Annotated in this window: 22 protein-coding genes; 10 read left to right on the top strand and 12 right to left on the bottom strand. The window is 68.4% G+C overall.

Annotated features, from left to right (window positions below):
- Positions 1 to 677, top strand: a 677-nt coding sequence (locus HMPREF2581_RS33445; RefSeq protein ID WP_218189484.1) for a hypothetical protein, incomplete at its 5' end; no start/stop codon positions are given.
- Positions 678 to 690: 13 nt separating this feature from the next.
- Here the strand turns inward: HMPREF2581_RS33445 and HMPREF2581_RS26680 are convergent.
- The 8 genes from HMPREF2581_RS26680 to HMPREF2581_RS26645 form a co-directional block, all read right to left on the bottom strand.
- Complete coding sequence (locus tag HMPREF2581_RS26680) at positions 691 to 2,517, bottom strand: long-chain-acyl-CoA synthetase (protein WP_003138713.1); 1,827 nt, start codon at positions 2,515 to 2,517, stop codon at positions 691 to 693.
- Between the two features lie 162 nt (positions 2,518 to 2,679).
- On the bottom strand, positions 2,680 to 3,504 hold the full coding sequence (locus tag HMPREF2581_RS26675) for an SDR family oxidoreductase (RefSeq protein ID WP_003101741.1): 825 nt from the start codon (positions 3,502 to 3,504) through the stop codon (positions 2,680 to 2,682).
- A 51-nt stretch (positions 3,505 to 3,555) separates the two neighbouring features.
- Positions 3,556 to 5,541, bottom strand: a complete 1,986-nt coding sequence (atuF, locus tag HMPREF2581_RS26670; RefSeq protein ID WP_003138714.1) for a geranyl-CoA carboxylase subunit apha — start codon at positions 5,539 to 5,541, stop codon at positions 3,556 to 3,558.
- A 45-nt stretch (positions 5,542 to 5,586) separates the two neighbouring features.
- Positions 5,587 to 6,381 (bottom strand): isohexenylglutaconyl-CoA hydratase, encoded by a 795-nt coding sequence (gene atuE, locus HMPREF2581_RS26665; protein WP_003119850.1) that lies wholly within the window; start codon positions 6,379 to 6,381, stop codon positions 5,587 to 5,589.
- A 20-nt stretch (positions 6,382 to 6,401) separates the two neighbouring features.
- Positions 6,402 to 7,562 carry a citronellyl-CoA dehydrogenase gene (gene atuD, locus HMPREF2581_RS26660; protein ID WP_003101733.1) on the bottom strand — a complete coding sequence of 387 codons (1,161 nt, stop codon included), beginning with the start codon at positions 7,560 to 7,562 and terminating at the stop codon, positions 6,402 to 6,404.
- A 116-nt stretch (positions 7,563 to 7,678) separates the two neighbouring features.
- The gene (atuC, locus tag HMPREF2581_RS26655) at positions 7,679 to 9,295 is read right to left on the bottom strand and encodes a geranyl-CoA carboxylase subunit beta (protein WP_003138715.1); all 1,617 of its coding nucleotides are present in this window, start codon (positions 9,293 to 9,295) and stop codon (positions 7,679 to 7,681) included.
- A 1-nt stretch (position 9,296) separates the two neighbouring features.
- Positions 9,297 to 10,175, bottom strand: a complete 879-nt coding sequence (locus HMPREF2581_RS26650) for an SDR family oxidoreductase (RefSeq protein WP_003090991.1) — start codon at positions 10,173 to 10,175, stop codon at positions 9,297 to 9,299.
- A 72-nt stretch (positions 10,176 to 10,247) separates the two neighbouring features.
- Complete coding sequence (locus tag HMPREF2581_RS26645) at positions 10,248 to 12,050, bottom strand: acyclic terpene utilization AtuA family protein (RefSeq protein ID WP_003090990.1); 1,803 nt, start codon at positions 12,048 to 12,050, stop codon at positions 10,248 to 10,250.
- Between the two features lie 253 nt (positions 12,051 to 12,303).
- Between HMPREF2581_RS26645 and atuR the strand changes: the two genes are divergently transcribed.
- On the top strand, positions 12,304 to 12,927 hold the full coding sequence (atuR, locus tag HMPREF2581_RS26640) for an atu genes transcriptional repressor AtuR (protein ID WP_003114740.1): 624 nt from the start codon (positions 12,304 to 12,306) through the stop codon (positions 12,925 to 12,927).
- Here atuR and HMPREF2581_RS26635 read toward each other — a convergent pair whose 3' ends face one another.
- Complete coding sequence (locus HMPREF2581_RS26635; RefSeq protein ID WP_003090986.1) at positions 12,928 to 13,692, bottom strand: CPBP family intramembrane glutamic endopeptidase; 765 nt, start codon at positions 13,690 to 13,692, stop codon at positions 12,928 to 12,930. It lies immediately after the preceding gene.
- Between the two features lie 232 nt (positions 13,693 to 13,924).
- Positions 13,925 to 14,092, bottom strand: a complete 168-nt coding sequence (locus HMPREF2581_RS26630; protein WP_003090984.1) for a DUF2897 family protein — start codon at positions 14,090 to 14,092, stop codon at positions 13,925 to 13,927.
- A gap of 236 nt (positions 14,093 to 14,328) precedes the next feature.
- On the opposite strand from HMPREF2581_RS26630, the gene HMPREF2581_RS26625 reads away from it, so the two are divergent.
- Both HMPREF2581_RS26625 and HMPREF2581_RS26620 read left to right on the top strand, forming a co-directional pair.
- Positions 14,329 to 15,630, top strand: coding sequence for a sensor histidine kinase (locus HMPREF2581_RS26625; protein ID WP_016254237.1), 1,302 nt, complete (start codon positions 14,329 to 14,331; stop codon positions 15,628 to 15,630).
- A gap of 1 nt (position 15,631) precedes the next feature.
- The gene (locus HMPREF2581_RS26620; protein ID WP_003090981.1) at positions 15,632 to 16,543 is read left to right on the top strand and encodes a response regulator; all 912 of its coding nucleotides are present in this window, start codon (positions 15,632 to 15,634) and stop codon (positions 16,541 to 16,543) included.
- Between the two features lie 8 nt (positions 16,544 to 16,551).
- On the opposite strand, the gene HMPREF2581_RS26615 is transcribed toward HMPREF2581_RS26620, so the two are convergent.
- Complete coding sequence (locus HMPREF2581_RS26615) at positions 16,552 to 17,022, bottom strand: multidrug/biocide efflux PACE transporter (protein ID WP_016254236.1); 471 nt, start codon at positions 17,020 to 17,022, stop codon at positions 16,552 to 16,554.
- A 91-nt stretch (positions 17,023 to 17,113) separates the two neighbouring features.
- On the opposite strand from HMPREF2581_RS26615, the gene HMPREF2581_RS26610 reads away from it, so the two are divergent.
- Positions 17,114 to 18,004, top strand: coding sequence for a LysR family transcriptional regulator (locus HMPREF2581_RS26610; RefSeq protein ID WP_003138717.1), 891 nt, complete (start codon positions 17,114 to 17,116; stop codon positions 18,002 to 18,004).
- 22 nt (positions 18,005 to 18,026) lie between these two features.
- Here the strand turns inward: HMPREF2581_RS26610 and HMPREF2581_RS26605 are convergent, their stop codons facing one another.
- Complete coding sequence (locus tag HMPREF2581_RS26605) at positions 18,027 to 18,668, bottom strand: DUF924 family protein (RefSeq protein ID WP_003138718.1); 642 nt, start codon at positions 18,666 to 18,668, stop codon at positions 18,027 to 18,029.
- A gap of 45 nt (positions 18,669 to 18,713) precedes the next feature.
- On the opposite strand from HMPREF2581_RS26605, the gene HMPREF2581_RS26600 reads away from it, so the two are divergent.
- From HMPREF2581_RS26600 to HMPREF2581_RS26580, 5 genes are all read left to right on the top strand, one after another.
- Positions 18,714 to 19,607, top strand: coding sequence for a LysR family transcriptional regulator (locus HMPREF2581_RS26600; RefSeq protein ID WP_003138719.1), 894 nt, complete (start codon positions 18,714 to 18,716; stop codon positions 19,605 to 19,607).
- Positions 19,608 to 19,703: 96 nt separating this feature from the next.
- The gene (pyrF, locus tag HMPREF2581_RS26595; RefSeq protein ID WP_003090975.1) at positions 19,704 to 20,402 is read left to right on the top strand and encodes an orotidine-5'-phosphate decarboxylase; all 699 of its coding nucleotides are present in this window, start codon (positions 19,704 to 19,706) and stop codon (positions 20,400 to 20,402) included.
- Positions 20,403 to 20,650: 248 nt separating this feature from the next.
- Positions 20,651 to 21,568 carry an AAA family ATPase gene (locus HMPREF2581_RS26590; RefSeq protein WP_003090974.1) on the top strand — a complete coding sequence of 306 codons (918 nt, stop codon included), beginning with the start codon at positions 20,651 to 20,653 and terminating at the stop codon, positions 21,566 to 21,568.
- Positions 21,568 to 22,521 (top strand): DUF58 domain-containing protein, encoded by a 954-nt coding sequence (locus HMPREF2581_RS26585; RefSeq protein ID WP_003119856.1) that lies wholly within the window; start codon positions 21,568 to 21,570, stop codon positions 22,519 to 22,521. Before HMPREF2581_RS26590 ends, HMPREF2581_RS26585 begins: the two co-directional genes overlap by 1 nt.
- On the top strand, positions 22,518 to 22,977 hold a 460-nt coding region (locus HMPREF2581_RS26580; RefSeq protein ID WP_139181932.1), incomplete at its 3' end, for a TgpA N-terminal domain-containing protein. The genes HMPREF2581_RS26585 and HMPREF2581_RS26580, both read left to right, overlap by 4 nt.

Genomic DNA, 22,977 nt, shown 5'->3' with positions numbered 1-22,977 from the left:
GAGAGTGCCAGGATGACGATAGTGACCCCTTGCCTTGGTTGCAGTCTGCCGTCAGCATTGCCGCAATTGGCCATACCTGCGTGACTATGAAACGTCTTTGCCGAATTTGCGTCGTTGTTCTTTTCGGTTGCTTCCTGGCGGCCTGTGATGACGGCTCCAAGGCACCGGAAAAGAAAGCCCCGGAAGCACCGCCGCAGGAGCAGCGCGCCCCTGCCAAGCCAGTGAAGCCTGCACGAGCGGAGCCAGCGCCTGCCGTGCCTGCCGCGCCGAAAACAGCTTCGAAGAAGGTCGCGCCAGCCGCGGAGCAGGTTGCCGAACCCAAGCCGCCGGCCAAGCCGAAGCCTGCGGCTACGCCGCCGAAGCCGGCCAGCAGGCCGGTCGCCAAGGACAAGCCGGCGCCGGCGAAGCGCGCTTCCACTGCCCGTCTCGACCCCGAGGTGCGCAAGCCGCTGCCGAGCGCCAAGCTGGACCTGCGCCTGCCGAAGGAACTGGTGCAGAAGATGGCGCCGCCCGGCACGGAAGAGACCCATAAGCCCAAGCCGCTGTTGCCGCCGATGTTCGAGGAAAAGGACGACAGCGACTTCCGCCTCAACGGCCAGTTGCTCTATCGCGACCGCGAACTGGGCGTGTCGCGGCCCCTGGAAGGGGCCGAGTTGCAGTTCGAATTCCGCCAGTAGGCCGCCCCGGCGCTCAGAAGCGGTAGCGCTGCTCCTGCAACGCCTGGTACAGCTCCGCGTCCAGCGGCTGGTAGCCGGCGCTGCCGGGCAACCTGACGAAGAGTTTGTCGCTCACCCGCGCGGGATCGTAGGCGTCGCGCTTGAGGTCGGTCTTCTTGTACTTGAAGGTGCCGGTGGTCTCGACTTCGCGCAGCAGGCGCAGGAACACCGGCGTGGCATAGGCCGGCAACTCGCGGTCGAGGTGCGCGGCGAGGGCGTCGCGGTCCAGTTCGACGCCATCGGCCAGGCGCAGTGCGGCCATCCCGCAGCGGCCGTTGGTGCCGGGAATCTCCACGCCGTAGACCACCGCATCTTCGACCCCGTCGAAGGCGCCGAGAGCGTTTTCCACCTCGGTGGTGGAAACGTTCTCGCCCTTCCAGCGGAAGGTGTCGCCGAGACGGTCGACGAACTGGGTGTGCTTGAAACCGATGTCGCGCATCAGGTCGCCGGTGTTGAACCAGGCGTCGCCCTTCTTGAACACGTCGCGGAGGATCACCGCTTCGCTCTTGGCCGGATCGGTGTAGCCGTCGAACGGCCACTTCGCGCTGATCTCGCTGATCAGCAGGCCGACCTCGCCCTTGCCGACCTTCTCCATGAAGCCCTTGGCGTCGCGCACCGGGCGGTCGTTCTCCAGGTCGTAGCGGACGATGGCGTAGGTGGCTGGGGAGAAGCCCACCGTATTGTCGAAATTGAATACGTTGGTGAAGCCGATGTTGCCTTCGCTGGAAGCGTAGAACTCGGTGATCCGCTGGATCTCGAAGCGTTGCTTGAACTCGGCCCAGATCGACGGGCGCAGGCCGTTGCCGATCATGCAGGTCAGGCTATTGCCGCGTTCCTCGGCGCACGGCGGCTGGTTCAGCAGGTAGCGGCAGAGTTCGCCGATGTAGCCGAAGCAGGTCGCCCGGTAGTGCTGCACGTCCTTCCAGAAACCGCTGGCGGAGAACTTGCGGCGCAGGGCCATGGCCGCGCCGCCGGCGAGCGCCGCGCTCCAGCAGACGGTCACGGCGTTGTTGTGGTAGCAGGGCAGGGTCAGGTAGAGCACGTCGTCGCGGCCCAGGCCCAGGCCGGAATGGCCGAAGCCGCCGTAGGCCTTGATCCACTTGCCGTGGCTCATGATCGAGGCTTTCGGCAGGCCGGTGGTGCCGGAGGTGTAGATGTAGAAGCAGGAGTCCTTGAGCCGCACCCTGCCGGTGTCCTCGAGGTTCTCCGAGGTCTGTCCCTGGGCCAGGCGCATCAGGTTGCGCCAGCCCATCGGCGGCGAGCCGGGATCGCCGAGGGTGTCGCCGTCGTCGACCCAGTAGCAATGGCCGGCGTTGCCGAGCACCTCCTGGCGGACTTCCTCGAACACCTCGCGCAACTCTTCGCCGACCACGAAGTGGCCGGGCTTCACCAGGTTCAGGCTGTGCACCAGGACCTTGCCGCGCTGGGTGGTGTTGACCAGTGCGCCGATGGCGCCGAGCTTGGCCAGGGCGGCGAGGATCGCCAGCAGCTCGACGCGGTTCTCCAGCATCACCGCGACCACGCTGCCGTGGCCTACGCCCTCGGCCTTGAAGGCGCGCGCCAGGCGATTGGCCCAGCCGTTGAACAGGGCGTAGCTGATCCGCCGCTGGCCGTCGAGCACCGCCGGGTTGTCCGGGTACAGGCGTGCCGCGCGCTCCAGCGCCCAGCCCAGGGACAGGCTCTTCTCGCGGTTACGGATCGCGGTGTAGTACAGGCCGCGCAGCATGCGCGGCACGCGGCCGAAGGTGGCAGGCAGGCGGGCAACGAAACGGTTGAAAGTGATCAGGTCGGCGTGGGTCATGGCTCTCGCGCTTTGTCGTTGTTGTGCGGGGCGTAGGACGCTCCCGCGACTCTAGACCGCAGCCGCCGCCTCGGCTATGACCGTTGCGCGGTCGCCCCGGGGCACTTCGGCAAATAGCCCGGAAGCCCGCCGCAGAGCGCCGCGCGCCTTTCGTCGGAGACCTCAGTCGAGGAACAGGTCGGGCACCAGCGCGCCACCCTCCGGGTCGTAGCGGTACTGCTCGAAATCGCTCTGGCCGCGCTCGCGCAGCAATTCCTCGTCGACCAGCAGGCGCCCGCTGAGGCTGCGCCCCTCGCTGGTGAGAATGGCGTGCGCGGCGTCGGCCATGATCGCCGGGGTGCGCGCGCGGCGGAAGGCGTCACGGCTGCCCAGCTCGAACTCGATGGCGGCGGTGGCGATCATGGTCTTCGGCCACAGCGCGTTGACGCTGATGGCGTATTTCCCGAACTCCTCGTGCATCCCCAGGGTAAGCATGCTCATGCCGTACTTGGTGACCGTGTAGGGGCCGTGCTGGGCGAACCACCTGCCGGCCAGGTTGATCGGCGGCGACAGGCTGAGGATGTGGCCGTTGGCGCTCCTGCGCAGGTAGGGCAGGGCGGCCTGGCTGCAGACCAGCACTGCGCGGGTGTTGATCTGGTACATCAGGTCGAAGCGCTTGGGCTCCAGCTTTTCCACCCCGACCAGGCGGATCGCCCCGGCATTGTTGACCAGCGCGTCGATCCCGCCGAAGCGTTCGGCGGCGCGGGCCATGGCCGCCGCCACGGCCTGCTCGTCGCGCACGTCGAGTTGCAGCGGCAGGGCCTGGCCGCCGGCGGCCTCGACCTCGGCGGCGACGCTGAAGATGGTGCCTTCCAGCTTCGGATGCGGCTCGGCGCTCTTCGCCGCGATCACCAGGTTGGCGCCATCGCGCGCGGCGCGCAGGGCTATCTCCCGGCCGATGCCGCGGCTGGCGCCGGTGATGAACAGGGTCTTGCCGTGCAGTGACATGGGCGTCTCCGTTTTCTTGTCGTTGTCGTTGCGGATGAGCGGCGGGTTGTCTCAGGCGTCGGCTTCCACCTCGACCAGCACCTGCCGGTTGCGTACCTGCTCGCCACGGCCGACCTGGACGCGGCGGACCACGCCGTCGACTCCGGCCTTCAGCGGGTGTTCCATCTTCATTGCCTCCAGCACCAGCAGCAGTTGGCCCTTGCCGACCCGTTCGCCCTCGCCGACCAGCACCTCGACGATGGCGCCGTCCATCGGCGCCTTGAGCGTGCCGGAGCTGGCGCCGACCTGGGCGCTGGCGCCGGCGTGGGTGACGTCGAGCAGTTCGAGGTTGCCGCCGTGGCCGTACAGCCAGAGGCGCCCGCCGTCCAGGTGGTAGGCGTGGCGGCGGCGAATGCCGTCGAGTTCGACGCTGGCCCAGCGTCCGTCGCAGTCGAGCAGGCGCACGGCGATCTCGCGTCGCTCCAGGCGCGCCAGCAGTCGCGGCCGACGGCCGCTTTCGAGGACCTCCAGGCCGATCTCCAGGCGCTGTTCGGCGTGCTTCAGGACGATCTTCCACGGCGCCCCGGCGGCGCTGCGCCAGCCGGCCAGGCCGGGCTGGTGCGCACTGGCCTCGGCGCCGGCCTGGTAGAGCAGGGCGGCGGCCAGGGCCAGTTCCTCGGCGCCCGGCTGGCGCGGTTGCAGGCTGGGGTCTTCGGCGAAGCGTTCGCCGATGAAGGCGGTGGTCGCCTCGCCGGCGGCGAAGTCCGGATGCGCCAGGAGGTTGGCGAGGAACCGCTGGTTGCCGTCGACCCCCAGCAGCACGCAGCGCTCCAGCGCGCGGATCAGCTTGCGCCGGGCTTCGTCGCGGGTCGCCCCGTAGGCGATCAGCTTGGCCAGCATCGGGTCGTAGAAGGGCGTCACCGCCTGCCCCTCGACCAGGCCATGGTCGATGCGTACGCCGGGCAGCAGTTCCGGGTCCCAGCGCAGCACCGTGCCGGTCTGCGGCAGGAAGCCGCGACCGGCGTCCTCGGCGTAGAGGCGGACCTCGATGGCATGCCCGCGCAGTTCCACCTGCTCCTGCCGCAGCGGCAGCGGATGGCCCTCGGCGATGCGGATCTGCCAGGCCACCAGGTCCTGGCCGGTGACCAGTTCGGTGACCGGGTGTTCGACCTGCAGGCGGGTATTCATCTCCAGGAAGTAGAAGCGACCATCCTCGCCGAGAAGAAACTCGACGGTGCCGGCGCCCACGTAGTTGACCGAGGCCGCGGCCTTCACCGCCGCCTCGCCCATGGCGCGACGCAGGTCGGCATCGAGCACCGGGCAGGGGGCTTCCTCGATGACCTTCTGGTGGCGGCGCTGCACCGAGCAGTCGCGTTCGCCGAGGTAGAGCAGGTTGCCGTGGCGGTCGCCGAACACCTGGATCTCCACATGGCGCGGGCGCAGCACGGCCCTCTCCAGGATCAGCTCGGCGCTGCCGAAGGCGCCCAGCGCTTCCGAGCGCGCAGTGCGCAACTGTTCCAGCAGTTGGCCGGGTTCCTCCACCAGGCGCATGCCGCGGCCGCCGCCGCCGGCGCTGGCCTTGATCATCAGCGGGTAGCCGATGCGTTCGGCCTCGCGCCGCAGGGTCGCGTCGTCCTGTTCGGCGCCTTCGTAGCCGGGGATGCACGGCACCCCGGCGGCGAGCATGGCGATCTTCGACAGGCGCTTGCTGCCCATCAGGTGGATGGCTTCCGCATCCGGGCCGATGAAGACGATCCCGGCGGCTTCGCAGGCACGGGCGAACTCGGCGTTCTCGGAGAGGAAGCCGTAGCCGGGGTGGATCGCCTCGGCGCCGCTGCGACGGGCGGCGTCGAGGATCGCCTCGAGGTTCAGGTAGGACTGCGCCACCGCTGCCGGGCCGATGCACACGGCCTCGTCGGCCAGTTGCACATGGCGGGCGTCGGCGTCCGCCTCGCTGTACACGGCGACGCTGCGGTAGCCCAGTTCATGGGCGGTGCGCAGCACCCGGCAGGCGATTTCACCGCGGTTGGCGACGAGGATCTTGTTGAAGCTGGGCATGTCGTTCGGCTCCTGGAGGCTGTTGCCCTGTTTCGCGGTCGTGGCTCACTGGGCCCAGACCGGCTTGCGTTTCTGTACGAAGGCCAGGGTGCCTTCGCTGCCTTCGGCGCCGCCCACCGCTTCGGCGAACTGGCGCGCCGCATCGTCCAGCAGGGCGCCGAGTTCGCCGCTTTCGCTGGCCAGCAGCAGGGCCTTGGTGGCGGCGTTGGCGTTCGGCGCGCAGCGGCGCAGTTGCTCGAGGGTTTCCTCCAGGCGCTGTTCGAGGGCATCGGCGTCGGCCTCGCAGAAATGCACCAGGCCCAGGCGCAGCGCCTCGCGGCCGTCGAAGCGGGCGGCGGTGAGGGCCAGGCGGCGGGCCTGGGTCAGGCCGATGCGGCGGACCACGAAAGGCGCGATCTGCGCCGGGAGAATGCCGAGGCTGGTTTCCGGCAGGCCGAACTGCGCATCGGCGGCGGCGATCGCTACGTCCGACACGCAGGCCAGGCCGAAACCGCCGCCGAGCACCGCGCCTTCCACCAGCGCCACCAGCAGTTGCGGGGCGGCCTGGGCTTCCTCCAGCAGGCTGCCGAAGGCGCGGTTCAGCGTGCGGTAGGCTTCCGCCCCGGCGGCGCGGGCACCGGCCATGTCCTTGATGTCGCCGCCGGCGCAGAAGTGCCCGCCGGCGCCGCGCAGCACCAGCGCCCGCACGCTACGGTCGTCGCGCACGGCGGCGAGCACCGCGCGCAGTTCGCCGACCATCGCCAGGCTCATGGCGTTGCGGCTTTGCGGGCGGTTCAGGGTGATCCGCAGGACGCCCTCGACGGGTTCCAGCAGCAGGGTCTCGCAATGCGGCAGGCTCATGCCGGTTTCCTCCTGGAACGTCAGCCTTTCTTCTTGCCCGGCAGGATGCCCATCAGCTTGCAGATGATGCCGAGCATGATCTCGTCGGCACCGCCGCCGATGGATACCAGGCGGGTGTCGCGGTAGGCGCGGGAGACCGGGTTGTCCCACATGAAGCCCATGCCGCCCCAGTACTGCAGGCAGGCGTCGCTGACCTCGCGGCCGAGGCGGCCGGCCTTGAGCTTGGCCATGGAAGCCAGGCGCGTCACGTCCCTGCCTTTCACGTACAGCTCCGTGGCCTGGTAGACCAGGGCGCGCAGCGCCTCGACCTCGGTCATCATCTCGGCCATGCGGAAGTGGATGACCTGGTTGTCGATCAGCGGCTGGCCGAAGGTCCTGCGCTCCTTGCAATACTCGATGGTGACGTCGATGCAGTGCTCCAGGCCCTTGATCATGTTGGCCGCGCCGAACAGCCGTTCTTCCTGGAACTGCAGCATCTGCATCATGAAGCCGGCACCTTCCGCGCCGATGCGGTTGCGCTGCGGTACGCGGACGTTATCGAAGAACACCTGGGCGGTCTCCGAACTGCGCATGCCGAGCTTGTCCAGGTGCGGACTGAGGGTAATGCCCGGGGTCTTCATCGGGACCACGATCAACGACTTGTTGACGTGCGGCTTGTCGTCGGAGGTATTGGCGAGCAGGCACATGAAGTCGGCCGACGGCGAGTTGGTGATCCACATCTTGCTGCCGTTGATCACATAGTCGTCGCCGTCCTTGCGCGCGGTGGTCTTCAGGCCGGCGACGTCGGAGCCGGCGCCGACCTCGGAGACGCCGATGCAGCCGACCATCTCGCCGGCGATGGCCGGGCGGAGGAACTCCTCGCGCAACTCGTCGGAACCGAAGCGGGCCAGGGCCGGGGTGCACATGTCGGTCTGCACGCCGATGGCCATCGGGATGCCGCCGCAGGTGATGCTGCCGAATTCCTCGGCGGCGACGATCGAGTAGCTGTAGTCCAGGCCCATGCCGCCGAACTTCTCCGGCTTGGAGATGCCCAGCAGGCCGAGTTCGCCGGCCTTGCGGAAGATCTCGTGGATCGGGAAGCGGCCGTCCTTTTCCCACTGGTCGACGTTGGGGTTGATTTCCCGCTCGACGAAGCTGCGAACGGTGCGGCGGAGTTCCTCGTGTTCCTGGGTGAAGATCATGGGTTGTCTTTCCTCCTGGGCATCATTGTTTTCCGGCAGGATCCGCTTGCTCTTTCCCAACCCTCTTCCTTCAGGGAGAGCGGGGAGAGGGGCTGTCGCCGGCTCGCCTGTTGCAGTCAGAACCTCGCGACCCCGAAGCTGTTGCCCTTCAGCGGCCGCGCCTCGGCTTCCGCGCAGATATCCAGCAGGTAGCCGAGCAGCCTGCGGCTGTCGCGCGGGTCGACCAGGCCGTCGTCCCACAGGCTGGCGGTGCCGTAAAGCGCGGTGGACTGGCTGTCGAGCTTCTGCGCGGTGACGGTTTCCAGCATGTCGAGCATCTTCGGGTCGGCTTCCTTGCCTTCCTTGGCGTGTTTCTCCTCGGTGACGATGCGCAGCACCTTGCCGGCCTGGGCGCCGCCCATCACCGCGGTGCGACTGTTCGGCCAGGCGAAGATGAAGCGCGGGTCGAGGCCGCGTCCGCACATCGCGTAGTTGCCGGCGCCGTAGGAGCCGCCGACCACCAGGGTCAGCTTGGGCACGCGGGCGTTGGCCACCGCCTGGATCATCTTCGAGCCGTGCTTGATCACGCCCTGGCGCTCCGACTCGGTGCCGACCATGAAGCCGGTGGTGTTGTGCAGGAACAGCAGCGGCGTGTTGCTCTGTTCGCAGAGTTGGATGAACTGCGCCGCCTTGGCCGCGCCCTGCGGGGTGATCGGTCCGTTGTTGCCGATCAGGCCGCAGGCGTGGCCCTCGATGCGCAGGTGGCCGCAGATGGTCTGGCCGTCGAACTCGTTCTTGAAGTCGAGGAACTCGGAGCCGTCGGCGATGCGCGCGACGATCTCGCGGACGTCGTAGGGCTTCTTCGGGTCGGCCGGAACCACCCCGAGCAGCTCCTCCACCGGGTACAGCGGTTCGCGCCAGGAACGCGCCGGGCGCGCCGGCAGTTGTGCGTTCCACGGCAACATGCCGACGATCTCGCGGGCCAGGCGCACGCCGTCGGCGTCGTTTTCCGCCAGGTATTCCGCGGTGCCGGCGACCTGCGCGTGCAGTTCGGCTCCGCCGAGTTCCTCGTCGCTGGCGATCTCGCCGGTGGCGGCCTTGAGCAACGGCGGCCCGGCGAGGAACATCTTGGCCTTGCCGCGCACCACCACCACGTAGTCCGACAGCCCCGGCTGGTAGGCACCGCCGGCGGTGCTGGAACCATGCACCACGGTGACCTGGGGAATGCCCATGGCGGAGATCCGCGCCTGGTTGGCGAAGCCGCGCGCACCTTCGACGAAGATCTCCGCCGCATAGTTGAGGTTGGCGCCGCCGCTTTCGGTGAGGGTCACCACCGGCAGCTTGTTCTCCATGGCGATCTGCTGCAGGCGCAGGGTCTTCTTCAGCCCGGTCGGGGAGATGGTGCCGCCCTTGATCGCGCTGTTGCTGGCACTGACCAGGCAGCGCACCCCGGCGATGTAGCCGATCCCGGCGATGATCCCGCCGCCGGCCTGGGTGCCGTCCTTGTCGTCGTGCAGCTTGTAGCCGGCCAGCGAGGACAGTTCGAGGAACGGCGCGCCCGGATCGAGCAGCAACGCCAGGCGTTCGCGCGGCAGCAGTTGTCCGCGTTTCTCGAACTTCGGCCTGGCCTCGGCGGCCTTGTCCAGGACCTTCTGCTCCAATTCGCGGAAGCCGGCCACGGCGGCGAGCATGGCCTCGCGGTTACGGGCGAAGTCCTCGCCGTTGACGTCGAGTTCCGACTGGATCGCGGGCATGTCAGTCCTCCTGGTCCTTCAGCACGTCGGGCAGGTAGGCGCGGTGGAAGCCGTTGTACGCGCGGCTCTGTCCCGGCTTGCCCTTGAATAGCGGGAAGGCGCGGCTGCCCTGGCTGGCGGCGCCGTCGATGCGGATCGTGTTGCCGCTGACGAAGGCGGCGCCGGGGGAGAGCAGGAAGACGATGGCGGCGGCGACTTCCGACTCGCTGCCGATGCGCTTGAGCGGCACGTGCTCGCGCAGGGTCGGGATCACCGCCTTGAACGCGCCTTCGTAGGTATCCATGCCGCTGGACGCGATCCAGCCCGGCGCCACCGCGTTGACCCGCACGCCGGCATGGCCCCACTCGACGGCGGCGGTCCTGGTGAAATTCTCCATGCCGGAGCGTGCGGCGCCGGAGTGACCCATGCCGGGCATGCCGCCCCACATGTCGGCGAGCATGTTGACGATGCTGCCGCCGGTCTTGCTCATCGACTGGTTGAACACTTCGCGGGCGACCAGGAAGCCGCCGACCAGGTTGGTGCGGAGCACGGTCTCGAAGCCCTTCTGGCTGATCGAGGCGAGGGGCGAGGGATACTGGCCGCCGGCGTTGTTGACCAGGTGATGGATGGTCCCGCGTTCGGCCAGGATATTCGCCACCAGCGTCTTCACCGCTTCCTCCTCGCGGATGTCGCAGGCGTGCCAGCTGACGCTGCCGCCGTCCTCGACGATCTCGCCGGCGGTCTTCTCCAGCTTTTCCGCCTTGCGTCCGACCAGCACCACGTGGGCGCCGAGGGCCGCCAGCTCATGGGCGGTGCAGCGGCCGATGCCACTGCCGCCGCCGGTGACGATGATGGTCTGGCCGTCGAACAGGCCAGGTCGGAAGATCGAGTCGTAGCTCATTGTTCTGGTGACTCCGATGAATCCCGTGGGGTGGTTGCAGCGGAACGCCGCATTCGTCGTTCCTGGTCGTGGTTATCTGCCCTGCGTTTCCAGCGCGTCGGCGAGCGCCTGCGGCACCGCCACCGGGAACTCCAGCAACTGCTGGGCGAAGGCCTTGCCCTGCGGGTCGATGCGCAGGCTGGCGACGCCGCCGCCGCCGAGGGCGTTCTCCAGCAGGAAGTTCAGGCTGTGGCTGCCCGGCAGGTACCAGCGGCCGACCCGGCCGGTCTGCGGGTCGAGCACATGCTGCATCCAGTCCACCACCGCGCCTTCCTCCAGCGCCTCGGCGATCCACGGCAGGTACTCCGGACGCCGCGCCATGACCCCGATGTTGCTGTGGTTGCCCTTGTCGCCGGAGCGTGCCACCGCCAGCTTCACCAGCGGCACGCTGGCGCTGGCGGGCTGCTCCGGGCGTGGCGGCTGGCGCGCCTCGGCCAATCGTGCCGGGTCGAAGGCTTCGAGGACCGGCAGTTCCAGCGGATGGCGCTGGCCGTCGATCTCCACGCTCAACGCGCATTGCGCCTTGTCGATCAGGAAAGAGAACAGGCGGATCACCGGATACACCGTCGGCCGGCCGCCGACGATGCCGGTCAGGCCGGGCGCCATCCCGGTGGCGGCCTGGGCGATCTCGCGGGAGAACAGCACCAGGGCTTCCTTGCGCGGATGCCGGACGGCCAGCTTGACCACCACTTCGCGGCTGTCCTGCCGTCGCCCATGGGGACCATAGGTGGCTTCGCTGCCGAGCAGTTCGACATTGACCTCGCGGTAGGGCTCCCAGCCGCGCTCGGCGAAGATTTCCTCGGTCCTGGCGATGATCGCCTGGCTGACCCGCTCGGCCTTCTTCAGCGCATCGATGCCGGCGATCAGGCAACTGGCGGTGCAGCGGAAACCGTCCGGATAGGTGGCGCTGACCTTGTACCGGTCGGTGGGCGGCAGGCCGCGCGCGCCTTCCACCGCGACCCGGTCGGGACCGGCCTGGCGCAGGCGCACCTCGGTGAAGTCGCAGACCACGTCGGGCAGCAGGTAGGCGCGTGGGTCGCCGATCTCGTAGAGCATCTGTTCGCCGACGCTCAGTTCGCTGACCAGGCCACCGGTGCCGGGCGCCTTGGTCACTACGAAGCGCCCGTCGGCCTCGACCTCGACGATGGGGAAGCCGATGTGCTCGTAGTCCGGCACCTGCTCCCAGTCGGTGAAATTGCCGCCGGTGCATTGCGCGCCGCATTCGACGATGTGCCCGGCGAGGGCGGCCTGGGCCAGTCGGTCGTAGTCGTCCCAGGCCCAGCCGAACTCGTGCACCAGGGCGGCGCTGACCACCGCGCTGTCGACCACCCGGCCGGTGATCACGATGTCCGCGCCCAGGCGCAGGGCCTCGACGATGCCCGGCGCGCCGAGGTAGGCGTTGAGCGAGACGCACATCGGCGGGAAAGGCGCGTCGCTGAACATCTCGCGGATGCCGGACTTGGCCAGTTCGGCCTGGCGCGCTTGCAGGTTGTCGCCATGGAGCACGGCGATCTTCAACTGCACCCCGGCCTTCTCGCAGGCCGCGGCGAGGGTGGCGGCACAGGCCTGCGGATTGATCCCGCCAGCGTTGCTGATGACGCGGATCTTCTTCTCGGCTATCTCGCCCAGCAGCGGTGCGAGGACCTCGACGAAATCGGTGGCGTAGCCGGCGTCCGGCTGTTTCAGGCGGGCGCCGGCCATGATCGACATGGTGATCTCGGCCAGGTAGTCGAACACCAGGTAGTCCAGCGGCGCGCCGCGCACCAGCTGGGCGGCCGCGGTGCAGGTGTCGCCCCAGAAGGCCGAGGCGCAGCCGATGCGTACGGTCTTTTGCATTGTTCTTGACCCGTGACGGCGGAAGTGTGGGGCGACATTACCAAGCAAGCGCTTGGTTGAGAAGAGGGTAGAAACAAATTCGTTCTCGGCTGTTACCCAAGCGCTTGCTCGGTCGTCTTCGCAGGCATACATTTCATGAATGCCGACAAGCACTTGCGGGGCAATCCCGAGGCCGGTCGGCAAATACGGAGCGGCCGGGCGCGCGGATGAGCGGCACCGAGCCGCCGACGATCCGGAAAAGGGGTACTCAGCGTTGGACGATCAGAAAGCCCGGGAAGTGATGCTGGAGCTGGTGGCTACCGGACAGCTCACCGATCCGGAAAGCGCCCGCGGCAAGCTGCTGCAGACTGCCGCCCACCTGTTCCGCAGCAAAGGCTACGAACGCACCACGGTGCGCGACCTGGCCAGCGCGGTGGGCATCCAGTCGGGCAGCATCTTCCATCACTTCAAGAGCAAGGACGAGATCCTGCGCTCGGTGATGGAAGAGACCATCCTCTACAACACCGCCCTGATGCGCGCCGCCCTGGCCGACGCCGAGGACCTGCGCGAGCGGGTGCTGGGACTGATCCGCTGCGAGCTGCAATCGATCATGGGCGGCACCGGCGAGGCGATGGCGGTGCTGGTCTACGAGTGGCGCTCGCTGTCCGCCGAAGGCCAGGCGTACATCCTCGGCCTGCGCGACATCTACGAGCAGATGTGGCTCGACGTGCTGGGGGAGGCGCGGCTGGCCGGCTACTGCCAGGGCGATCCGTTCATCCTGCGGCGCTTCCTCACCGGCGCGCTGTCCTGGACCACCACCTGGTTCCGTCCGGAAGGACCGATGAGTCTCGACCAGCTCGCCGAGGAGGCCCTGGCGCTGGTGATCAAGAACGCCTGATCACTCGGAGATCAGGCGGAACGGGTAGCTCAGCAGGAGGAAGTGCAGGGTGTTGATCGAAGCGTGCAGCAGCACCGCCAGGGACAGCCGCCCGCTGAAGTGCAGGACCATGCCGTAGCCCAGCCCGGCGATCCCGGCCAGCAGCGCGTACACCGGGTTCACCAGCAGGTGCAGCGCGGCGTAGGCGAGGGTCGCGACGATGATTCCCGGCCAGGCGCCGAACCAGCGGATCAACTGGCTTTGCAGCAGGCCGCGGAAGAACGCCTCCTCGGCCAGGGAGACCACCCCGACGTTCAGTACCAGCCACCACCAGAAGGCATCCGGCCACTTCGGCTGCCAGCTCGCGGCATTGGTCATGATCGACAGCAGCGGCACCACGAAGAAGGTCAGGCAGAAGGCCAGCGCGGTGATATCCAGCGACACCAGCGGCTGCTTCGGCCGGCGCAGCCACCAGGCGAGCAGGGTAAGGGCGACCAGGGCCTTGTCCCAGGGCAGCCAGATCATCTGGATCGGCGGGCTGGCGCTGGCCAGGTCCCAGGGGAACAGGCGCAGGGGAATGAAGCCGGGCAGGTAGTGGATGGCGATCAGGGCGCTGGCGGCGAGGCTCACCGGCCACCAGAGCAGGGTCGGCAGCCAGCGTTCGGCGTAGGTCACCCAGATGATGTAGAGCAGGACGATGACCGCCGTCAGCAGCGCGATGTGCCCGGTGAAGAAGCCCCCGAGCAGGAACAGAATGGGTAGAAGCGGTATCAGACGCCCGAGCATGCAGCCTCCCGTTTAAAGGAGGGATTCTAAAGGCATTTCGACCCGCGGATGGGAAAAGCGCAAGGAACGGACCTTCTGCCAGAGGGAAACACACGGGGAACGAACCCCAGGTTGCGCAGGAAAAACCATGCGCGGCCCGCATGACTCCGCCACGCGAGTCTTCGCCTCGCCGGTTTTTCGCCCGCCGGGGTTTTCCTACGAGACCTAGTGACCCGCCGGCAGGCCAATAGGTTCAGCGGTCCTTCGCCTCCTGCGCGTCCAGCTCGGCGTTGCGTTCATGGATGCGTTTGAGCTGTTCCTCGCTCAACGGCAGCTTCTTCGCCGAGTCGCGCAGCAGCAGGAGTCCGCCGACGATGGAGCCCAGGGCGAGGACGATGATCAACCAGGCGTACCAGGGCATGTTGTTCTCCCTCATCGATATGAATGTTCACCATACGCCGGGTTTGCCTTTCTGTCAGGCAACGTTCCGGCGCGAGGTCCTGTGGTTGAGACTCCCGGCGGCGCTCGGAAGTTGCGGGCGGAGAAAGCGCTGAGCCTGGCCGGCGTGATGCCTGTCACATGTTGGCAATCTGACATTGCTTAACTGGCGGGTATCCCTTCATTGCCCCGTCCGGGCCTGCCAGCGAGAGGTTGCCGATGTCTCCGAGCGCGTTGTCCCGTCTGTTGCGCCCGGTGGAACCCCTGACTCCGGCGATGAGCATCAGCGACGTCGCCGACCGCCTGCTGATGCCGGAGCACCGTGCCTTCCTCTCGCTGCCGGTGGTCGACGACGAGCGCCGGGTCCTCGGCCTGGTCAGCCGCTACACCCTCCAGGACATCTTCATGCAGCGTTTCGGCCGCGACCTCTGGGGCCGCCATCCGGTGCGCGACGTCATGAACCGGGCGCCCCTCAGCGTCTCCCTCGGCGCCAGCCTGGAAGAGGCGGCGCAGCAGGTCACCGGTCGCCTGCAGTATCCGATCACCGAGGACTTCGCCCTGGTCGACGAAGAGGGCCGCTACCGTGGCCTGGGCACCGTGCTCGACCTGCTGAAGGCCATGGAGGCGCGCATCGCCCAGCGCAACCGGGTGCTGCGCAAGGCGCTGGTGGACCTCAAGGAGTCCCAGGCGCAACTGGTGCAGTCGGAAAAGATGGCTTCGCTCGGGCAGATGGTGGCCGGGGTCGCACACGAGCTGAACACGCCGCTCGGCTACGTCGGCAACAACCTGGCGCTGCTGGAGGAGCTGAGCGATCCCTTGTTGCGCCTGGCCGATGCCCAGGCGGCGCTGGTCGACTGCCTGGGCGACCCGCAGTGCGACGAAGCGCGCCTGGCGCAGGCGCTGCAGGCGGCCGACGCGGTACGCCGCGAGGCCGCCGTCGAACAGTTGCGCGAGGACCTGCGGCAGTTGTTCGTCGATACCCGCTACGGCCTCGGCCAGATCGGCGAGCTGGTTTCCGGGCTCAAGGACTTCGCCCGCCTGGACCGCGCCTTCAGCGAGGAGGTCGACCTCAACGACTGCGTGCGCAACGCCTTGCTGATCGCCCGCACCGCCATCAAGGACAAGGCCGAGATCAGCAGCCAGCTCGGCGAGCTGCCGCTTATCGCCTGCGCGCCGTCGCAGATCAACCAGGTGCTGCTGAACCTGCTGACCAACGCCGCGCAGGCCATGGAGCGTTTCGGCCGCATCCTGCTGAAGAGCTGGGCCGACGAGCGCCAGGTGTTCCTCTCCGTGCAGGACAACGGCAAGGGCATGCCCGCCGAGGTCCTCGGGCGGATCTTCGACCCGTTCTTCACCACCAAGCCGGTGGGGCAGGGCACCGGGCTCGGCCTGTCGATCAGCTACAAGATCATCCAGCAACATGGCGGGACCATCCGCGTGGCCTCCGAACCGGGCCGCGGAACCCGCTTCCTCATCAGCCTGCCGCGAGAGCAGGCCCGCGAACTGAAACGGAGCGCCTGACATGAGCCCATCTCCCGTCCGCATCCTCTTCGTCGATGACGAGGAGCGCATCCTGCGCAGCCTGGCCATGCAGTTCCGTCGCCATTACGAGGTGCTCACCGAGAGCGACCCGCGGCGCGCCCTGGAGCGCCTGAAGACGGAACGGATACAGGTGCTGGTCAGCGACCAGCGCATGCCGCAGATGAGCGGCGCCGAACTGCTGGCGCAGGCTCGCGAGCGCTATCCGGAGACCCTGCGGATTCTCCTCACCGGCTATTCCGACCTCGATGCCGCCGTCGACGCGCTCAACGACGGCGGCATCTTTCGCTACCTGACCAAGCCCTGGAATCCCCAGGAAATGGCCTTCACCCTGCGCCAGGCGGCGGAGATCGCCAGCCGCCAGGGCCTGCCGGCACCGCCCGCGGCCACGCTGGCGGCGCCGCTGAGCGTGCTGCTGCTCGACGACGACCCGGAAACCTTGGACTGCGTCGGTGCCTTCTGCCATGCCGGCGGGCATCGCCTGCTGCGCGCGCGCAACCTGGCCGAGGCGCTGGTATGGCTGAACACCGAACCGGTGGAGGTGCTGGTCAGCGACCTGAAGCTGGCCGGGGAGCATACCGCGCCGCTGCTGAAATCCCTGGCCCAGGCCCATCCGCGCCTGCTCAGCCTGGTGGTTACGCCGTTCCGCGACACCCAGGCCCTGCTCGAGCTGATCAACCAGGCGCAGATATTCCGCTACCTGCCCAAGCCGATCCGCAGGGGATTGTTCGAGAAAGGCCTGAAGGCGGCCGCCGAGCAGGCCTTGTTGTGGCGCGGGCGAAGCCTGCCGGAGGTCGACCGGCTGGCCGAGGTGCCGCGCGACGAGCGCGAGAAGGAACGGGTCGGCAGCCTGCTCGGCATGCTCGGCCGCCTGCGCGAGCGGCTGACGGCCTGAACGCCGGCCTAGCCGGCGTCGCAACCGGCGGCCTTGGTCTGGCGGCTTTCCACCAGGCGTGCGCGGAGTACGTCGTAGCTCCAGTTGAAGGCCATGGTGTAGGGCAGGAAGAACAGGATCAGGCCCATGTCGAGGAGGAACGCCTCGACCAGTCCGATCGACAGCCACCAGGCGGCCAGCGGTACCAGCACCACGATCAGCCCCAGCTCGAAGAGCATCGCATGCAGCACCCGGACCTGCAGGGTGCGCTGGAAGCCCATGCGCCGCTGGGCGCGGTCGAAGAGGCTGTTGAAAAGCATGTTCCAGAGCATCGCCACGGTGGAGAACATCAGCGTCAGCGCACCCATGTGCGCCAGGGGCTTGTTCATCACCAGCGACAGCACCGGCGCGGTGAGGAGGACGGCCAGGCCCTCGAAGGCCAGGGCGTGGAAGACCCGCTCCTTGAGAGTCTTGTCGAGGGCGGTGTGGGTGTGGGTCATGGCGAACGCTCCCGGTTCGTCGTTGAAGTCGGGCTGTATTGTCATCGGTCTTTGGGATAGGGTTAAGTTGGATACCATCGGAAAAACCGATATGCATTTGTCGCCCGAATCCCTCGAGGCCTTCGTCCAGGCCGTTTCCCTCGGCTCCTTCAGCGCCGCCGCGCGCAAGCTGGGCAAGAGCCAGTCGACCGTCAGCGAGGCCATTGCCCGGCTGGAGATCGACCTCGGCCTGGAACTCTTCGACCGCAGTGGCCGCCAGCCGCAACTGACCGAGGCCGGGCGCACGCTGCTGGGACGGGTCGAGGAGGTCCTCGGTGCATCCGACCGCCTGCGCCGGGTCGCCGCGCTGCTCGCCGGCGGCTCGGAGCCACGGGTGACCCTGGCGCTATCCGACACCTACCATTCGGCGCGCTACGAGGCGCGCCTGGCCGAACTGGACGAGCGTTACCCTGAGCTGGAGTTCGAATGCCTGATCGCCGAGGACCAGGACGTGATCGCCCAGGTCAGCCGCGGCCGCGTCACCCTCGGCCTGCTCGCCGCGCAGCCGCACTACCCGCCGGAGCTGGGCGTGGCGGCGGTCGCCGAGCGTGCCGAGTTCGGCCTGTTCGCCGCCGTCGACCATCCGCTGGCGGGCCTGGAGCGGGTCAGCGAGCGCGACCTTTCCGAATGGCGTCTGCTGCGCCTGAACACCTATAGCGAGACCGGCGCGGCGATCAACGACGGCCTGCCGTCCAGCGGCGGGCGCTGCTGGTCGGCGCCCAACTACCTGTTGCTGCTGGAAATGGCCACCCACGGCTTCGGTTGGGCCGAGCTGCCGCGCTGGCTGGTCAGCGGCTACGCCAACGGGCGGCTAAAGGAGTTGCCGGTGTCCGGCTGGCCGCGCAGCCAGGCGGTGGATGTGGTCTGGTCGCGGCAGCGGCCGTTGGGACCGGCGGCCAACTGGTTGCTGGACCGCTTGCTGGATCGCGACCTGCCTATCTAGGGAGGGCCGGCTGAGCCCCGGTTCAGCCGGCGAAGCCGCCGGCGGCGAGGAAGGCGAGTTCCTCGGCGCTGGACGGGCGACCGAGGATCGGATTGCGATGGGGAAAGCGCCCGAAGCGGCGGATGATCTCGCGATGCTCACGAGCGTGGGCGAGGAAGGGCTGGCCGAGTCCGTGGTTCAGCGCTACCGAGCGATCCTGGTCGGCAAGGTTCTCGGCATGGGCGAACGGCAGGTAGAAGAACAGCCGCAGCGCGTCCTCGACCTGGCGGTCGAGGCCTTGTCCCAGTGCCCGCTCCGCCCAGCGCCGCGCTCGGGCGTCGCTGGCGTACATGCGCGGGGTGCCGCGGAAGGCGTTGCGCGGGTACTGGTCGAGCAGCAACAGCAGGCCGAGATGGTCCTCGGCTTCACCGGCAGCCGGGCGCAGCGCGTTGGCGCAGGCAAGCTCGTAGAGATGGGCGAAGCGCTCGCGGAAGCGCCGGTCGAAATCGGCGTTCCTGGCGAACCAGAGGGTAGGGCCGGCATCGCGCCAGAAACCGACCACTTCCGGCAGCGGGGACGCGCTGGGAGAAGGCAAAAGCGCTGCATGGGGCATCTGCGGATCCAGGAAGTAGAGTAGGGACTCCAGGCTATTGGTCCGGGTTCTTTGGATAAACGTGGGTGGCATGGATAGACTGTCCAGCCATCCCGAATAGAGAGAAGGGGCCTGCCCATGGATCGTCTGGACAGCATGCGCGTGTTCCTGCGCGTTGCCGAAACCGGCAGCTTCACCAAGGCCGCGGACCTGCTGGACATGCCGCGGGCGACGGTCTCGGCGGCGGTCCAGCAGCTCGAAGCGCAACTCGGCAGCCGGCTGTTGCATCGCACCACCCGGCAGGTCCAGCTGACCCACGACGGTAGCGTGGTGCTGGAGCGTTGCCGTCACCTGCTGGAAGACATGGAAGAGCTGGAGAGCCTGTTCCGCGACGGCAGCCGCGCCAGCGGCCGGCTCAAGGTCGACGTGCCGAGCCGGGTGGCGCGACTGCTGATCGCCCCGGCGCTGCCGGAATTCTTCCGCCAGCATCCGGACATCGAACTGGAACTGGGCTCCAGCGACCGTTCGGTGGACCTGGTGCAGGAGGGCGTCGACTGCGTCCTGCGGGTCGGCCAGTTGGGCAACAGCAGCCTGGTGGCGCGACGCCTCGGCGAGATGCAACTGATCAATTGCGCCAGTCCCGCCTACCTGGAAGAGCATGGCGAGCCACGGACGCCGGCCGACCTCGACCGGCACTGGGCGGTCAACTATGCCTCGCCCAGCAGCGGCCGGGTGTTGCCCTGGGAGTACCGCGAGGATGGGCGCACCCTGACCCGCGCGTTGCGCAGCCGGGTCACGGTGAACAACGCGGAGAGCTACATCGCCTGCTGCCTGTCCGGGCTGGGCCTGATCCAGATCCCTGCCTACGACGTGCGCGAGCACCTCCAACGCGGCGAGCTGTGCGAGGTGCTGCCGCATTGGCGGGCCGAAGCGATGCCGGCGTACGCCCTGTATCCGCACCGGCGGCATCTGTCGCGGCGGGTCAGGGCATTCGTCGACTGGCTGGAGCAACTGCTCCGCGCCCGCCTCTAGTCCACGACGTTCATCTCCCCGGCGCGTTCCGGGCTACGGCAAACGGCCGGATTCTGCGACAATGCGCGCCGTTTTCGATTCGCCGCGAGAGAGCCCATGTCCGCCTGCCAGTCCCCCATCATCGTCGCCCTGGATTTCCCCACCCGTGAGGCCGCCCTGGCGCTGGCCGATCAGCTGGACCCGAAACTGTGCCGGGTGAAGGTCGGCAAGGAACTCTTCACCAGTTGTGCCGCGGGTATAGTCGAGACCTTGCGCGGCAAGGGCTTCGAGGTGTTCCTCGACCTGAAATTCCATGACATCCCGAACACCACGGCGATGGCGGTGAAGGCCGCCGCCGAGATGGGCGTGTGGATGGTCAACGTGCACTGCTCCGGCGGCCTGCGCATGATGGCCGCCTGCCGCGAGACGCTGGAGGCCTTCAGCGGACCCAGGCCGTTGCTCATCGGCGTGACCGTGCTGACCAGCATGGAGCGCGAGGACCTGGCGGGCATCGGCCTCGACATCGAGCCCCAGGAGCAGGTACTGCGCCTCGCCGCCCTGGCGCAGAAGGCCGGCATGGACGGCCTGGTCTGCTCGGCCCAGGAAGCGCCGGCGCTGAAGGCTGCCCATCCGGGCCTGCAACTGGTCACGCCGGGCATCCGCCCGGCCGGCAGCGCCCAGGACGACCAGCGGCGTATCCTCACCCCGCGCCAGGCCCTGGACGCCGGCTCCGACTACCTGGTGATCGGCCGGCCGATCAGCCAGGCCGCCGACCCGGCCAAGGCGCTGGCGGCGATCGTCGCCGAACTGGGCTGAGGCGGCTTCCCCCACGCCTGCCGTCGGCGACCGTCGCGCGTCGTGTCGAGCCGGACATGGCGCAGGCATCATACGCGCCGGCGCCCAGGGGGGCGCCTGTCCCTCCCCAGCGTCTAGGCTTGTAGCGGGCACTCCGGCAAGTACCGGTGGCAACGGTTTCACAGTTTCGTGAGGAAAAATTGCAAGTGCCTTGCCGGCTGGCCCCAGGCCAGTAGGATCGCTGTTTTCCCCGGAAACGCGAGGTCGGGATGCTGAACACCCTGGAAGCCTGCCTGAAGGCGGTCGATGAGATTCTCCTGGGCAAGGACCGCCAGGTGCGCCTGGCCCTGGCCTGCCTGCTGGCCCGTGGGCACCTGTTGATCGAAGACCTGCCGGGGATGGGCAAGACCACCCTCAGCCATGCCCTGGCGCGGGTGCTCGGGCTCAGTTTCCAGCGCATCCAGTTCACCTCGGACCTGCTGCCGGGCGATATCCTCGGTACCTCGGTGTTCGACAAGGACAGCGGACAATTCGTCTTCCATCCCGGGCCGATCTTCGCCGAGCTGGTGCTCGCCGACGAGATCAACCGCGCCACGCCGAAAAGCCAGAGCGCCTTGCTCGAGGCGATGGAAGAAGGCCAGGTGACCATCGAGGGCGCCACCCGGCCCTTGCCGGAACCGTTCTTCGTCATCGCCACGCAGAACCCGGCCAGCCAGGGCGGCACCTTCTCCCTGCCGGAATCGCAGCTGGATCGCTTCCTGATGCGCCTGTCGCTGGGCTACCCCGGACGCGCGGCGGAACGTTCGCTGCTGCTCGGCGAAGCCCGGCGCGATCTGCTGCCGCGCCTGGAGCCCTTGCTCGACCACGCGGCGCTGGCCGCTTTCCAGGCCGAAGTGCCGAAGGTCCGCGCCAGCGATGCGCTGGTGGACTACGTGCTGCGCCTGGTCGAAGCGACCCGCACGCAGCCGGCCTTCGCCCTCGGCCTGTCGCCGCGCGGTAGCCTGGCGTTGCTCGCCGCGGCGCGTGCCTGGGCGCTGCTGGCGGGACGCGACTATGTGATTCCGGAAGACGTCCAGGCGGTGTTGCCGGCGGTCGCCGGGCATCGCCTGCGCGACCAGGCGGACCCCACCGGGCACGGTGGCGGCGCGCTGGTGCAATGGCTGCTGCGCGAAGTCCCGGCGCTCTGATGCGCCTGCGCAACTGGCCGCGCTGGCAGCGCTGGCTGAACCGGCGGATACCGCCGGCGAGCAGCGTCGAGCTGAACCAGCGCCGCGTATTCATCCTGCCGACCCGCCAGGGCGGCGCTTTTGGTCTGGCGCTGCTGGTGATGCTGCTGGCGGCGATCAACTACCAGAACAGCCTGGCCTACGGGTTGACCTTCCTGCTGCTGTCCCTGGGCGTGGTGACCATCCTCCATACCTATCGCAACCTTGCCGGCCTGCGCCTCACCGCGTTGGGAGCGGACCCGGTGTTCGCCGGCGAGCGCGCCGGTTTCCGGGTGCGCCTGGAAAGCCCGCGGCGGGCGCGCCAGGCCATCGCCGTCGGCTGGCCGGAGCGGCCGCTGGAATACGCCGACCTGGCAGGCGACGCGGCTGCCGAGGTGCTGCTGTTCCACCCGACCGAGCGACGCGGCTGGCTGCGGCCGGGGCGCCTGCGGGTGGAGAGTCGCTTTCCCCTCGGCCTGCTGGTGGCCTGGAGCTGGGTCGACCTGCGCCAGCAGGCGCTGGTCTACCCTCGGCCGCTGGCCGGCGAGCCGTTCCTCGCGCCGGGCGCGGAGGATGCCGAGGACCAGGGGCGCGCGCTGGCGAGCACGGGCGTCGACGACTACCAGGGACTGCGCGCCTACCAGCCGGGCGACTCGCGGCGGCGCCTGCACTGGAAGGCGTTTTCCCGTGGCCAGGGGCTGCTGGTGAAGGACTTCGCCGCGCTCGGCGGGGAAGACCTGTGGCTGGAATTCGAGCGCCTCGGCGGGGATCTCGAAAGTCGCCTGGGCCGTTTGTGCCATGCAGTCCTGGAACTCTCCGCGCGGCAGCAGCCCTATGGCCTGGCGCTGCCCGGCACGCGCCTGCAACCGGCCAGCGGCGAGGCCCAGCGCGAGGCCTGCCTGCGCGCGCTGGCGTTGTTCGGAGCGGCGCGATGAACGCGATTCCGCGGGTCGCGCTGGTCTGGCTGCTGGTGGCGCAGGTACTGGTGATCCTGCCGCACCTGGCCTACATGCCGCTGTGGATCGCGGCCATGTGGCTCGGTTGCGCGGCCTGGCGGGTGCAGGTCTTCCGCATGCGTGCCGGCTATCCGCGCGCCTGGGTCAAGCTGGCCCTGGCGCTGCTCGCTGGGGCCGGGGTCTGGTTGTCGCGCGGCAGCCTGGTGGGCCTGGACGCGGGGGCGGTGCTGCTGATCGCCGCGTTCATCCTCAAGCTGGTGGAAATGAAGACCCGCCGCGATGCGCTGGTACTGGTGTTCCTCGGTTTCTTCGCAGTGGTGGTGGGCTACCTGTTCGACGACGGTTTCCTCGCCGCGCTGTACAGCCTGCTGCCGGTGACCGCGTTGCTGGCGGCGCTGATCGGCTTGCAGCAGAGCGCTTTCGCCAGCCGGCCCT

Source organism: Pseudomonas sp. HMSC057H01 (genome assembly GCF_001836405.1).
Classification (GTDB): Bacteria; Pseudomonadota; Gammaproteobacteria; order Pseudomonadales; family Pseudomonadaceae; genus Pseudomonas; species Pseudomonas aeruginosa.
The sequence above is the reverse complement of the archived record's forward strand: the minus strand, read 5'-3'. Positions and strand labels throughout refer to the sequence as shown.